The 13835-nt window shown below is 71.7% G+C and carries 7 protein-coding genes and 3 pseudogenes; 5 read left to right on the top strand and 5 right to left on the bottom strand.

What is annotated here, in order from left to right; all coding sequences use genetic code 11:
• The first annotated feature begins 668 nt into the window (after positions 1-668).
• Both glgX and treY read left to right on the top strand, forming a co-directional pair.
• A complete protein-coding gene (gene glgX, locus LK06_RS26875) occupies positions 669-2777 on the top strand; it encodes a glycogen debranching protein GlgX (protein WP_039648490.1) in 2109 nt (702 codons plus the stop codon).
• Positions 2778-3326: 549 nt separating this feature from the next.
• Positions 3327-5708 (top strand): malto-oligosyltrehalose synthase, encoded by a 2382-nt coding sequence (treY, locus tag LK06_RS26870; RefSeq protein ID WP_174673942.1) that lies wholly within the window; start codon positions 3327-3329, stop codon positions 5706-5708.
• Between the two features lie 193 nt (positions 5709-5901).
• Here the strand turns inward: treY and LK06_RS26865 are convergent.
• A pseudogene (locus tag LK06_RS26865) lies at positions 5902-6216 on the bottom strand (LysR substrate-binding domain-containing protein); the annotation flags it as partial.
• Positions 6217-6296: 80 nt separating this feature from the next.
• On the opposite strand from LK06_RS26865, the pseudogene LK06_RS26860 reads away from it, so the two are divergent.
• Both LK06_RS26860 and LK06_RS26855 read left to right on the top strand, forming a co-directional pair.
• A pseudogene (locus LK06_RS26860) lies at positions 6297-6482 on the top strand (dihydrolipoyl dehydrogenase); the annotation flags it as partial.
• 137 nt (positions 6483-6619) lie between these two features.
• Entirely contained in the window at positions 6620-7870 is a 1251-nt protein-coding gene (locus LK06_RS26855) for a M14 family zinc carboxypeptidase (RefSeq protein ID WP_039648609.1), read from the top strand.
• Between the two features lie 243 nt (positions 7871-8113).
• Here LK06_RS26855 and LK06_RS26850 read toward each other — a convergent pair whose 3' ends face one another.
• The gene (locus LK06_RS26850; protein WP_039648496.1) at positions 8114-8683 is read right to left on the bottom strand and encodes an FHA domain-containing protein; all 570 of its coding nucleotides are present in this window, start codon (positions 8681-8683) and stop codon (positions 8114-8116) included.
• Between the two features lie 175 nt (positions 8684-8858).
• On the opposite strand from LK06_RS26850, the pseudogene treZ reads away from it, so the two are divergent.
• A pseudogene (gene treZ, locus LK06_RS26845) lies at positions 8859-10603 on the top strand (malto-oligosyltrehalose trehalohydrolase).
• Between the two features lie 127 nt (positions 10604-10730).
• Here the strand turns inward: treZ and LK06_RS26840 are convergent.
• The 3 genes from LK06_RS26840 to LK06_RS26830 form a co-directional block, all read right to left on the bottom strand.
• Positions 10731-11723: a phosphotransferase gene (locus LK06_RS26840; RefSeq protein ID WP_039648501.1), complete on the bottom strand. Its 993-nt coding sequence runs from the start codon at positions 11721-11723 to the stop codon at positions 10731-10733.
• Positions 11724-11777: 54 nt separating this feature from the next.
• A complete protein-coding gene (locus tag LK06_RS26835; RefSeq protein WP_043434763.1) occupies positions 11778-12905 on the bottom strand; it encodes an aminopeptidase P family protein in 1128 nt (375 codons plus the stop codon).
• 239 nt (positions 12906-13144) lie between these two features.
• Positions 13145-13708: a PDZ domain-containing protein gene (locus LK06_RS26830; RefSeq protein ID WP_039648504.1), complete on the bottom strand. Its 564-nt coding sequence runs from the start codon at positions 13706-13708 to the stop codon at positions 13145-13147.
• Positions 13709-13835: the final 127 nt, after the last annotated feature.

The following is a 13835-nucleotide window of genomic DNA, read 5'->3' as shown; positions in this document are numbered from 1 at the left end:
ACCGCCTTCCGCCCCCTGGGCCTTCCCCGTCTCAACGATCAAGGAAGGGTACTCCGGGAGCGGTCGGCGGTGCAGCCGGATGGACAGGTCGGTTTTCCGGCTGCTTTTCTCAACTAGGCAATTTTCAAAGCCCGTTCCTTGCGGCGGTATCGAGCGGAGTGAGCGGATTCATAGCGGTGGGTGTGACTCGGGCCGACGGCGTGGCCGCTCCCGGGCCTCGGCACGGGCCGCCACAGCCACCAGTAGACCCCGCACCGCCCCGGACGGGTCCCGCGCTGCGAGCGATGCGGCCGGACGGTCCGCATCCGGACCCTGCCCCACCGCAGGCGTCGGCGCCCTCGGTCCCTCCCGGCTCTTCCGCTCCGGCCGGGCGCGGCCGGATGGTCGCGGGTGGTCGCGTCGATCCCCACCGCCGCGACCACCCGCTTCGGCCATCGCCTCTCCCCCGTCGGCGGTGCGCCGTCGCGCGCACTTCTTCCCCCTGCTCCCCGCCCGTGCCGGGAGTGAGTGTCCGCCCCACTGGTTCGGCAACCGGCGGTACGGAGGCCGCCGGCCGCACTGGTCGGTGGGTAAGAGGGACCTGGCCCAGGGGAGGTTCCACGAATTTCGGGGAGACTCGGAAGCCAACGCGACCCCAGGCGGGCAGTACACCTGGGAGAGTCGTATCCATGCAGGTCTGGCCTGGAGAGGCGTATCCGCTCGGCGCCACCTATGACGGCGCCGGAACCAACTTCGCGGTCTTCACGGAGGCCGCGGACCGAGTAGAGCTGTGTCTGCTGCACGACGACGGCTCGGAGACGGCGGTGGAACTTCGCGAGAGCGACGCGTTCGTGCGGCACGCGTACGTGCCCGGCGTGATGCCGGGGCAGCGGTACGGGTTCCGGGTGCACGGCCCGTACGACCCGGTGCGCGGGCAGCGCTGCAACTCGGCGAAGCTGTTGCTCGATCCGTACGCGAAGGCGATCAGTGGCACGATCCGGTGGGGCGAGGAGGTGTACGGCTACCACTTCGATGCACCCGACCGGCGCAACGACCTGGACTCGGCACCGCACGCCATGACCTCGGTGGTGATCAACCCGTACTTCGACTGGGGTGACGACCGTCCCCCGCGCACCGACTACCACCACACGGTGATCTACGAGGCCCATGTCAAGGGCCTCACCATGCTCCACCCCGGGCTCCCCGAGGAGTTGCGCGGCACCTACGCGGCGCTCGCCCACCCGGCAATCATCGAACACCTGACCAAGCTCGGGGTGACAGCCCTGGAATTGATGCCCGTACACCAGTTCGTGAACGACCATCGGCTGGTCGACATGGGACTGAGCAACTACTGGGGCTACAACACGATCGGCTTCTTCGCCCCCCACAACGCCTACACCTCCTGGGGCGACCGCGGCCAGCAGGTCCTGGAGTTCAAGTCGGCCGTCCGGGCACTGCACGAGGCCGGGATCGAGGTCATCCTGGACGTCGTCTACAACCACACCGCCGAGGGCAACCATCTGGGCCCGACGCTCTCCTTCAAGGGCATCGACAACGCGTCGTACTACCGGCTGACGGACGACCCCCGCTACTACATGGACACCACGGGCACGGGCAACTCCCTGCTCATGCGCTCCCCGCACGTACTCCAGCTGATCATGGATTCGCTGCGGTACTGGGTCACCGAGATGCACGTCGATGGTTTCCGTTTCGACCTCGCGGCGACGCTGGCCCGGCAGTTCCACGAGGTGGACCGGCTCTCGTCGTTCTTCGACCTGGTGCAGCAGGATCCGGTGGTCTCCCAGGTGAAGCTGATCGCCGAGCCCTGGGACGTGGGCGAGGGCGGCTACCAGGTGGGCAACTTCCCGCCGCTGTGGACCGAGTGGAACGGCAAGTACCGCGACACGGTTCGGGACCTGTGGCGGGGCGAGCCACGTGCCCTGGCCGAATTCGCCTCCCGGCTGACCGGCTCCTCGGACCTCTACCAGGACGACGGCCGCCGCCCGCTCGCCTCCATCAATTTCGTCACCTGCCACGACGGATTCACCCTGCACGACCTGGTGTCCTACGACCACAAGCACAACACGGCCAACGGCGAGGACGACCGGGACGGCGAGAATCACAACCGGTCCTGGAACTGCGGGGCGGAGGGTGAGACCGAAGACCCGGAGGTGCTGCGGTTGCGCGCCCGGCAGATGCGGAACTTCACCGCCACTTTGATGCTGTCCCAGGGCGTGCCGATGATCAGCCACGGCGATGAGTTCGCACGCACCCAGGGCGGCAACAACAACGCCTACTGCCAGGACAACGAGCTGGCGTGGCTGCACTGGTCCGAGGACGGCAGCGATCTGCTGGAGTTCACGCGCACGATGGTGTGGCTACGGCGCGATCACCCGGTCTTCCGCAGGCGCCGATTCCTCCACGGCCGCCCGGTGGAGGGCACCCACGACGAGCTGTCCGACATCGCCTGGTTCACCCCACAAGGCCGTGAGATGACCCAGCGGGACTGGGACTCGGCGCAGGCCTCCGCGCTGACGGTGTTCCTGAACGGCAACGCCATCTCCGAACCGGGCCCACGCGGGGAGCGGATCGCCGACGACTCGTTCCTGCTGCTGTTCAACGCATCCCCCGGCCCCCTGGACTTCCTGGTTCCGGCCGACCACGGCCGGCAGTGGCAGGTCGTGGTCGACACGGCCTGCCCGGAGGGCGTGCAGCCCGGAGCCGGTACGAAGGTCGCGGCGGGTGACCGGATCACCCTGCCGGACCGCAGCCTGACGGTGCTGCAGCGCCCTGCGTGACTCCGGCGTCCCGGCGACCCGGCGTGCTCCTCGCGCGGTGGGAACCCGTCCGCGACGAATTCGCCGCCGGGGAGCGCGGTGGGCACCGTCCGTACGCGGCTGTGGCGAACGCTGCCCGGGCGGTCCCGGTTGCACCACCAGGCGCGCCGGGCCGCCCAGGAGCACAGGGCCCCGGGGATGTACGGGCGTGCGGGCGGTGGCGGCACGCGCGGAGTCCGGACGGGCTCCACCCGGCGGACGGTGAATCACCCGTCCGGGTGACCGCACCACACTGCCAGACCGCGTGGTAGCCGTCGGCAGCCGTGCTGGGGACGGCAGGCGGCACAGCAGCCCCCAGCGGGCCGATCACCGCGCGTTGCGTGGTCCGGCCTGCCCCGGCTCTGCCTCCCGCTGCCCCGTCGAGCCCTCCCCAGCCATCCTCTCCTCCTTCGTACCTGCCCCCGGCGTGCGGGCTGCCGGTGTGCCGATCGCTCGACGCCGGGCGCGCGTACGTGGGTCCGTGCAGGGTCGGATGACACGAAAGCGGTCGGGGTGGGTACGTACGTTTCCATGACTTCTGCCCGTCCCGGACCGAGGGTGCCCACCGCCACCTACCGGCTGCAGCTCCAGCCCGCGTTCCCGTTCGCCGCCGCCGCGGCGGCCGTCCCCTACCTGGCGTCGCTCGGCATCTCGCATCTGCACCTGTCCCCCGTCCTGGAATCCGTCCCGGGCTCCACGCACGGCTACGACGTGGTGGACCACACGCGCGTGCGCGCGGAACTGGGCGGTGAGGAGGGTCTGCGCGCCCTGGCCCGGACCGCCCGGGAGCACGGATTGGGCCTGGTGGTGGACATCGTGCCCAACCACATGGCCATGGCTCCCCGGCACAACCGTGCGCTGCGTGAGGTGCTGCGTGAGGGACCCGGGTCGCCGTACGCCCGCTGGTTCGACATCGACTGGACGGCGCACGACGGACGGCTGCTGCTGCCGGTGCTCGGCGGCCCGCTGGGCTCTCAGCTGGAGCACCTCGTGGTCGACGGTGACGTGCTGCGCTACCACGACCAGGCCCTGCCGCTCCGCGCAGGCACCGAGGGCCTGCCGCTGCCGCGGCTGCTGGATGCGCAGTGGTACCGCTTGGGGTGGTGGCGGCTGGCCCGCACCGAGCTGAACTACCGGCGGTTCTTCAGCATCTCGGAGTTGATCGGGCTGCGCGTGGAGGAGCCGGAGGTGTTCGGCGCCACCCACACCAAGATCCTTCAGCTCCTGGACGAAGGCGTGGTCGACGGGCTACGGATCGACCACCCGGACGGGCTGACCGACCCCGACGGCTATCTCGCGCGCCTGCACGAGGCGACCGGTGGGTGCTGGACGGTCGTGGAGAAGATCCTCGCCGACGGTGAACATCTGCCGTCCTCCTGGCCAGTCGCCGGAACCACGGGCTACGACGCCCTGCGCCATGTCGACGGCCTGTTCACGGACCCGACGGGGGCGTACGAACTACTGGGCCGGTACCGGGCGTTCGCCGCTCCCCAGACGGACCGGGGCGGCAACTGGGAGGCCACGGTACGGCGGGCCGCCTACAAGGTGCTCACCCATGAACTGGCCGCCGAGACCGACCGGCTCACCCGGGTGGCCGTTCGGCTGTGCGCGGCCTCACCGGACCCCTCGCTGCGCGACCGGGCGCCCTGGGCACTGCGCACGGCGCTGGAGGAACTGCTGGTACGGCTCAGGGTCTACCGTCCGTACGCCTCGGGTGACGCCTCTGTCGTCGTCACCGAGGAAGCCGCCGAGGAAGCCCGGCTGGCCTTCGTGGTACCCGAGGAAGCCGATGCCGTCGGCATCGTGCGGCGGCTGCTCGTCGAACCGCTCGGCGACGAGTCGGCACCGGATAGCGCCGACCGGGCGGAGTTCCGCGCCCGATTCGCGCAGACCGCGTCGGCGCTGCGGGCCAAGTCGGTGGAGGACACGGCGTTCTACCGCTACGTGCCGCTGCTGTCGGCGACCGAGGTGGGCGGCGACCCGGGCAGTCCCGGCGTGCACCCGGAGGATTTCCACGCCTATTGCGCCCGAGTCCAGCGCGACTGGCCCAGCACCGGTACGGTCGTCTCCACGCACGACACCAAGCGCAGTGCGGACGTCCGCGCAGCGGTGGCTGTGCTGACCGAATGCCCCAAGCGGTGGGCTGAGTTGCTCTCCGACGTGTCCCTACCCGAGGAAGGGGCAGAGGCGCCGGCGCCGGACGGGCAGCTGGCCTGGGCGGCCTGGCAGACGGTGTTCGGCCTGGGGCCGGCGGAGCAGGAGCGGGTCCGGCAGGCACTGTTGAAACATGTCCGCGAAGCGGGCATGTACACCAGCTGGACGGAGCAGGAGCCACCGTATGAGGAGGCGGTGGCGGCGTTCGTCGCCGCCGGGCCGTGCGGGCCGCCCGGCGAGCGGGTGGCTGCGCTCCGCAAGGTTTTGGAACCGAACATCCGCGCCAACGTACTCGGCACGGCGCTGGTCCAGCTCACGATGCCGGGCGTGCCGGACGTGTACCAGGGCACGGAGGGTGAGTACCGGGCACTGGTGGACCCGGACAACCGTCGGCTGGTGTCGTTCCCGCCCGAGGTGCCCGGTGAGAAGGACGCGCTGACGACGGCGGCGCTGCGGTTGCGTGCCCGTCGGCCCGGCGTCTTCGGCGCCAGTGCCGCGTACGCACCGCTGTCCGCCATCGGGCCGGCGGCCGAGCACTGCGTGGCGTTCGCGCGCTCCGGTGAGGTGGTCACGGCGGTGACCCGGCTGTCGCTGCGGCTCGCGGAGGCGGGCGGTTGGCGGGAGACCCAGCTGCCACTGCCGCCCGGCCGGTGGGTGGACGTTCTTTCTGCGGGCGGCGAGTTCACCTCGCAGGCACCTGTGGCGGACCTCTTCGGCCGTCTGCCGGTGGCGCTGCTGGAGCGGGTCGCGGACTCCTGACGGGCCGCGGTCATCCGGGCGAACGGGCCCGAGCCACGAGCCGTGCACGGGCTGCGCAGGATCTGCGGAGCGTGGCGGGCGGCCCGGCAGGCGCGCCACGGCCCCGGCAGGCGGGTGGCAGCCCCTCGGTGCAGGAGGCAACACTGCGGTGCTCAGCGGCCGTGATACAGCTCCGACAGCGGTACTGGGGGCCTCAGGAAGGCGCTGCTGGCAGACCGCGGTTGTCGTGCCGTCGTACACGGGCCAGGTCGGGCCAGGTGGCGCGCAGGTGGTCCACGAAGGCCTCGGCGGCCCCGGTGGGCGGCACGCGTGCATGGACGGTCAGGGTTCGCCTCCAGACCGGGTCGGGGGTGAGGATCGCGCAGTCCTCGCCGACGGCGCCGCGCACGACGTGAGCCGACGCAGCGCACACACCGACGCCGGCAGCGGCCAAGCGCACGGCCGTCGAAGTGTGCTCGGTCCACACAGCGGTCCGCGGCCGGAAGCCGGCTTTCCCGCACACCCAGTCGCGGACGGCGAGCTCGGCGTGCGGCAGGTAGGCGCGCCCCATGGCGGTGGGGCGCACGCCGCGCGGCAGCCGCTCCAGCAGGGCGCCGTGGCGTACACCTGGTGGGGCCGAACGTGTCGGAGATGATCGCCGAGGGCCAGCTGATCGTCGGTTGGGACGCCGAGCCCTCCGACGTGGCCCGGCATGTGCACGCGCACCCGACGCTGTCGGAAGCGGTGGGCGAGGTGTTCCTGACCCTCGCGGGACGTGGTCTGCATCACCAGTGAGTCATCGGAGCGCTCGGGAGCCGGACGCCGCCGACGCACTGCCTCCGGGCGCCCCGCCCGATCGCCTGCCGCCTGCTTGACAGTTGACCCGTCCCATGGGGGACTGGGAATGCGAAGCCGGGCAGAACAAGTCGGGGGTGAGTCTCCTGCCGGAGCTGCGCTACCTCAGCGTGCCGGAACTGGTGGCCTGCGCTCGGTCGTTGGCCGCCCGGGAACCCGGGCTGTGTGCTGTGCGGCAGATCGGCCTCTCCCGCGCCGGACGGCCCCTGCACCTGCTGTCGGTGGGGCACGCCGAACGGGCGGTATTGGTGGTCGCGGGCGCCCACGCCAATGAGCCGACGGGCGGCTCCACCTTGCGAGTACTGGCCGAACGGGTGCTCATCGAAAAGGAGTTGCGGGCAGGGACGTCCTGGCATTTCTTGCTGTGCGCGGACCCGGACGGCGCGAGCCTGCATGTGACCCCGGCTCCGCACAGCCTGCTCGACTATCACCTGGGCTTCTACCGGCCGACGGGCGCGGAGCAGCCGGAGTGGTCACCGTCGGTGCTGCCACCAGACCGGCTGCCGCCCGAGACCAGGGCGCTGATCGGTGTGATCGACGAACTGCGCCCCTACCTCCAGGTGACACTGCACGGCACCGATCTCGGCGGCAGCTGGGTGCAGTTGACCAGGGACGTGCCGGGCCTCGCCGAGCCGTTCGCCAAGTCCGCGGCGCAACTGCACATCCCGGTGGAGGCGGGTGCCTCGGACGCCGCGGGCTGGCCGGCCACCGGTCCCGGGGTGCATGTCATGCCCGGTCCGGAGTCGGGCGTCGCCTACCCGAGTATGCCGGACGACGCACGGCACAGCACCTGGTACCGCACGCACCGGTACGGCGGCCTGACCGCCGTGGTGGAGGTGCCGATGTGGGCGAGCGATCTGGTGGATGATCCGGCGCCGCACCCCGCGCCGGCGGCGGCGATGCAACGCCTCGCCCGACGGTTGCTGCGGGACTCATTGGAGGTGGAACGGATTCTCGCCGAGGCACTGCCCCGGCTGGACGGCGTGGACGGGCCGCTACTGCGGGCCGCACGATGGGCACTGGACCTGATTCCGGGCCTGGCCGAGGACTGGAGCCGGACCCGCCCGGCCGGCACGACGATGGCGTACGTCGGCAGTGTGGACGCCTTCGGGCGGAGACTGCCGCTGCGGGCGGCGTCGATGCTGCTGCGAGTGCTGCGAGAGGCGGACGACCGGGCCGCGCCGCAACTGGAACAGCTCGTCGCCACCTGGTGCGATGCTTTCGTCGAACGGTTCCGGGCCCGCTGGGTGCCGCTGGAGCATCAGGTGGAACACCAGTCCCGGACGGTCCTCGTGGCAGCGCAGCAGGCCCGGGAGCAGGTGGCGTGAGCCGCGCCGATCCCTGCCGCTCGCCCCCCCCTTCGGCCCCCTCTCGACCGCCGGCTGCTCGGCCCTCCACGCCCCGGCGGCTCCTCGTCCCGGCCCCTCCACGGTCCCGCAGCGCCCGGCCCCTGCACAGCTCGGCCATTCTGCGGCCCCAGGACACCAGGGCGGGGCGACTCCCCGGCTCGGCCGCACGCCGCACAGGCACAGGCACAGGCACAGGCACAGGCACAGGCACAGGCGTACCGGCTAGGTCCTCGCACCGCCCCGATCCTCGGCGAGCCGGAAAGCCACGGTGCCGAACGTGACCTGATCGCCCTGGCACACCACGGCCGAGCCGGTCACCCGGCGACCGTTGACGGTGGTGCCGTTGGTGGAACCGAGGTCCGTGAGTACCCACAGGCTGCCCTGGCGGCTGAGCTCGGCGTGCGTCCGTGAAACGGTTTCGTGGTTCAGTCGCAGTCCATTGGCCGGATCGCGGCCGATGCGCAGCGGTCCGGCCTGCGCCGGATGCGGCAGCAGCAGTTTGGGCAGCCGCTCCGCTTGCCAAGCCCGGCGCAACCGCACGGTGAATCCAGAGATTGCCTCGACCGTGCTGAGAACGGCACGCGAGAAACGGTTCTCGCGGGGCAGGTCCGCCACGAGGACGGCGAGTTCGTCCGCGCGGCGCGCGGCGAGCGCCAGCTCCATGCGGCGCACGAACGTGTCGTGTGACAGTCGGCCCTTCGCGACACCGTCTTGCAGCACCCGCAGCACGTTGTCGCGCTCCGCGTCGGAGAGCCGCGCGGGGTACGTGGAGAACTCGAAGGACGACGTCACGCTGGTGATTCTCGGACAGCGCACTTCAGGTGTCCAGAAAACGCGGATTTGGTGCCGACACGCGCGTACGGCCACGACACCTGCCGGGAATGGGCGGATGCGAAAGCGGATCGGCCGTGTGGACGGCACGATGGGGAGGCGGGACAACACGTGAGCAGACGAAGGGGAACCGTCCGTGCAGTTCGAGGTGTGGGCACCGCAGGCAGACCGGGTGACGCTCCAGTGCGAGGGCGCCACGCACACGCTGGCGCGCGATCCGGAACGCGCGGGTTGGTGGACGGGCGAGGCGGAGGCCGGGGACGGTTCCCGGTACGGGTTCGCGTTGGACGACGGGCCGGTGCTGCCCGACCCGCGTTCACGCCGCCAGCCGGACGGCCCCGACGGACTCAGCGCCGTCGTTGACCACGGGCGGTACGCGTGGCGTGCACCGTGGGCGGGACGCGCGCTGCCGGGCGCAGTGTTCTACGAGCTGCACGTGGGCACGTACACGCGTGAGGGCACCCTGGACGCGGCCACCGCCCGACTGGACCATGTGGCCGAACTGGGTGTTACACACGTGGAATTGATGCCGGTGTGCCCGTTCCCCGGGCGTCACGGCTGGGGATACGAGGGGGTGTCATTGTGGGCGGTGCACGAGCCGTACGGCGGCCCCGAGGCGCTGAAACGCTTCGTCGACCGGGCTCACGGGCTCGGCCTGGGTGTGGTCCTGGACGTCGTGCACAACCACCTGGGCCCGTCGGGCAATTATCTCCCCGCGTTCGGGCCGTACTTCACGGACGCGCACCACACCCCGTGGGGGGCGGCGGTGAACCTGGACGCGCCGGGCTCGGACGAGGTGCGCGCGTTCCTCGTCGGCAGCGCACTGGCGTGGCTGCGGGACTACCACGTCGATGGGCTGCGGTTGGACGCCGTGCACGCCCTGCACGACACCCGCGCGTGCCACTTCCTGGAGGAGCTCTCGACCGCCGTGGACGCCCTTGCCGAGGAAGTGGGGCTCCCCCTGTTCCTGATCGCCGAGTCGGACCTGAACGACCCACGGCTCATCACCCCCGCGCGGAGAACGGGCTGGGACTGCACGCGCAGTGGAACGACGACTTCCACCACGCCCTGCACACCGCACTGACCGGCGAGTCCCAGGGTTACTACGCCGACTTCGCCCGCGCCCCCTTCGCCGCGCTCGCCAAGACGCTCACTGGCGGCTACTTCCACGACGGCACCTATTCCAGCTTCCGCGGCCGGCACCACGGCCGCCCCCTGGACCGCTCGCGGGTGGCCGGGCACCGGCTGCTCGGCTACAGCCAGACCCATGACCAGGTCGGCAACCGAGCCCAGGGCGACCGGCTCTCCGCCCACCTCTCCCCCGGTCTACTGGCCTGCGCCGCGACGCTCACTCTGACGGCGCCGTTCACGCCCATGGTGTTCATGGGCGAGGAGTGGGCGGCCGGCACACCCTGGCAGTTCTTCACCGACCACACCGACCCGGAACTGGCCGAAGCGGTACGGCAGGGCAGACGTCGGGAGTTCGCCGCGCACGGTTGGGCCGAGGAGGACGTACCGGACCCACAGGATCCGGCGACCCGGGAGCGATCCTGTCTGGACTGGTCGGAGCCGCAACGCCCACCCCACGCGCGGGTGCTGGCCTGGTACCGCCGGCTGGTCGCGCTGCGCCGCGAACAGCCCGACCTGACCAATCCGGACCTCGCCGACACGAAGGTGGTGTATGACGAGGAGGCCCGGTGGCTCGCCTTCAGACGGGGGGACGTGCGCGTGGCCGTGAACCTGGGCGTGAATCCGGCGGCCGTCCCGCTGGGCACCGGCCGGGTGGAGGTACTGGCCGCGTGGGAGCCGGTCGAGGCACCGGGCCCGACCGGGCTGCTGCAGGTGCCCGGGGAGTCGTGCGTGGTGCTGACACAGTCCTGAGGCAAGAGCCTTTGCGGAGCGCCGGAGCCGCCGGGACCGCACACTGCTCACGGTCTGCAGCCGAGCCTGCGGACCGCCCCGGAACCACGTCTGCAGGGCTCGCTCTCCTCGGTCGCCACCGCTCTCGTCAGCCCCCGTCCTCCCCGCCGTCCCCCATGTTCTCGCTGTCCCCACCGCTCCCCTCACTCTCACCGCTCTCACCGCTCTTGAACTCCGTCACCCGCTCCAGCAGGATCGGTTCCCAGGCCCGCCGCAGCTGGAGCCGCAGCAGTGCCAGGGAGCCACCCACACGGCCTGCGAGGTGGTCGGCGAGGCGGATGACGGTGTCGCAGCGGGCGAGCCACAGACCGCGCAGGCAGGGGCGCGCGCCATAGCCGGCGAGGGTGGCGGAGCGGACGGCCGCCGGGGAGCCGACAGCGACGGCGAGCCCGGCGATGTCCTCGGCGGGATCGCCGAGGACCGCCTCGGTCCAGTCCAGGATGCCGCGCACCCTCCCGTCTGCGCTGACGACCAGGTGCTCGCCGGTCAGTCCGTGGTGGGTGAGGACGGCCGTGCCGGGCTGCGCGGCAAGCTGAGCCGCGCCGGGCGCAGGGAGCTGACGGAGCCGGGCGGCGTCGAACTCATCGGCGGCCGTGAGCCGTTCGGCTGCCGGGACGGCCATCCGGCGCAGCGCCTGCAGTGACCGCGGCGCCCTACGCGGCACACCGATTGCCTCTGCCTGCCGAGCGGGCACCGCGCGCAACCCGGCGAGCAGCCCGGCGAGATCGGCCTCGCCGACGGCAGACACGTCTCGTTCGTCGGCCGTGCCACCGGGTACCGAGGTGTCGAGGGTGTAGGCGAGGCCGGGCACCCAGTCGCCGTGCGCCACGCTGGTGGGAAGGGCGACGGGCACGTGCGGACGCACCAGGTCACGTAGCCGCAGTGCCCGGCGGCGGCGGACGGAGGCCTCCCGGTCCGGTGCGAGGCGCAGCACATGGCGGGTGCCGACCCACCAGGTGTGCCCACCGCCCTCCCGGACGGGACGCACATCGGGTCCTGCGGTGCTGTCGGTGCCCTCGTCGAACAGCGAGCGGACCAATCTGCGGACGCTGTCCGGGGTGGGAGTCGGTGCCTGGGTCATGGGTCGCGCGTTCGCCGTTCCGGGTGTCGTCGGGTATCGGTCCCCTTCAAGCCGTCAGTCCACTATGACCATCTCACGCGTCGTGTTGTTGAGCCGTCGACCACCGTCCTCGGTGACCGTCACGATGTCCTCGATCCGCACCCCGAAACGTCCGGGCAGGTAGACGCCGGGTTCCACGGAGAAGCACATCCCCGGCACGAGAGGCTGTTCCTCGCCCTCGATCATGTACGGCGGCTCGTGCGTGGTGACGCCGATGCCGTGCCCGGTGCGGTGGATGAAGTACTCTCCGTAGCCGGCGTCACTGATCACCGCGCGAGCGGCGCGGTCGACCTCTTGGCAGGGCACGCCCGGCCGGACGGCCCGGCAGCCCGCCTCCTGGGCGGCGCGCACGATGTCGTGTACCCAGCGCTCCTCCTCGGTCGGCTCACCCACATGGACCGTACGGGTGGTGTCGGAGCCGTAACCGTCCTTCAGCCCACCGAAATCGAGGACGACCGTGTCCCCCCGCCGGATGACCCGGTCGCCGACCTCGTGGTGCGGGTTGGCGCCGTTGGGGCCGGAACCGACGATGGTGAAGTCGACCCGGGAGTGGCCGAAGCGACGCAGCAGGCCGGCGAGGTCGTGGCCGAGGTCGGACTCCCGACGGCCGGCGAAGGGAACCTTCCGGATCTCCTCGAATGTTGCGTCCGCTGCCGCTCCGGCTGCTGCCAGGAGCTCCACTTCCGCCGCGTCCTTGACGGCGCGCAGCATGGGCAGGGCGTCGGTGAGCGCGACGTAGGAGGTGCCGGGGAGGGCGCGCTGCAGGGCCAGAAGGTGCATCGCCCAGGTGGTGTCGCTGATGCCGAACCGGCCGCTGTGGTGAAGGAGGTCAGCGGTGACGGAGTAGGGGTCCTTGCCGTCGGTCCAGTCGCGCAGGGTCAGCGCCGCGGCGCCGGCCGCCTTCTCGGCGTCGGGGGCTTCCAGGGTGGGCACGACGAGCACGGGGTCGCGGCCAGGGACGAGGACCAGCGCGGTGAGCCGTTCGGTCACTGCGGTGGGTGTGTAGCCAGTCAGCCAGACCATGTCCGGCCCGGGTGCCACGAGCAGCCCGGCGAGGCCGGCACCGGCCGCCGAGCGCACGGCCCGCTCCATGCGCGCGCTGTAGTCGGCGGCCCCGAAGGGCGCGGGCGTACTACCGGTCATCCGGGCCTCCGGGCGCTGTTTACGGAACGCGTCGATGACGTCTTGGGCAGCATCCTGCCCGGCCGGGCAGGCCCGCGCGAGCCGATCGCGGAGCCCGGGCCCTCGGGCAAGGGGTGGGGACTCGACACCGGGCCATCATGTCGGGTGAGGGAGACGGTGACCAACGGGTTCCCGGAGTGGTGGGCAGATGGCGGGCCGTGCCGGGCGCGCCCGCGGCGGCCCGGGCACACCGCCCTCGCTCAGGTCATCACGCCCGGGACCACCGTCAACTGCTGGTAGCCCCCGCTGCGGTGACGCACGGTGAGCAGGATCCCTTTTCCGGGCGGGGCATGGGCGACCGCCCGGGCGAGGTCGGCGGCCGTATCGACCCGGGCGCCGCCGAACTGCAGCAGGATGTCGCCGCGGACCAGACCGGCCGTGTAGCCGGGTCCGGGTACGTGCACCCCTACCACCAGCGCCCCGGCCTTCTCCGCATCGACGGCCTCGATGCCCAGGGTCGCCGCGGACGGGGCCGGAGCGGGCCCTGGGGCGGCGGTACGGCCGTGCGGGCCCGCGGATACGGGCGGCAGGGCCTGGCGCTGCACCTGGGCCAGCTTGCTCATGACGGTCACTGAGCTGCCGACCGTACCGATGCCGACACCGGCCAGCACCAGCACGGAGCCCGCGACCAGGCCGAACAGCAGGGTCCGCAACCGCCGGCCGCGCCGGCGCGCGGCGTGCGGGCGGCGGGCCGGACCGTGGGTACCGTCGTCCCGCCGGTCCTGGCCAGGCATCGGCTTGGGCCGCAACGCAGTCTGTTCCATGGTTCGCTCTCCTCCGGCTGGTGCTCTACCCGGAGCGCCGGGCCACGACGAGTCACGAACGAGTGAGACTGATCGAACGGTGGCGGAGGGTAGTCGTGTCCGTAGAGGTGGCGCTGCGGTACACCGC

It is taken from the genome of Streptomyces pluripotens, from assembly GCF_000802245.2.
Classification (GTDB): domain Bacteria; phylum Actinomycetota; class Actinomycetes; order Streptomycetales; family Streptomycetaceae; genus Streptomyces; species Streptomyces pluripotens.
This window is presented reverse-complemented; position numbering and strand designations above follow the sequence as displayed.

Bases quoted from the DNA above. Each gene is read 5' to 3' on its own strand.
- LK06_RS26840 (WP_039648501.1), bottom strand. From the start codon at position 11,723: ATGACCCAGGCACCGACTCCCACCCCGGACAGCGTCCGCAGATTGGTC.
- LK06_RS26830 (WP_039648504.1), bottom strand. From the start codon at position 13,708: ATGGAACAGACTGCGTTGCGGCCCAAGCCGATGCCTGGCCAGGACCGG.
- treY (WP_174673942.1), top strand. From the start codon at position 3,327: ATGACTTCTGCCCGTCCCGGACCGAGGGTGCCCACCGCCACCTACCGG.
- glgX (WP_039648490.1), top strand. From the start codon at position 669: ATGCAGGTCTGGCCTGGAGAGGCGTATCCGCTCGGCGCCACCTATGAC.
- LK06_RS26835 (WP_043434763.1), bottom strand. From the start codon at position 12,905: ATGACCGGTAGTACGCCCGCGCCCTTCGGGGCCGCCGACTACAGCGCG.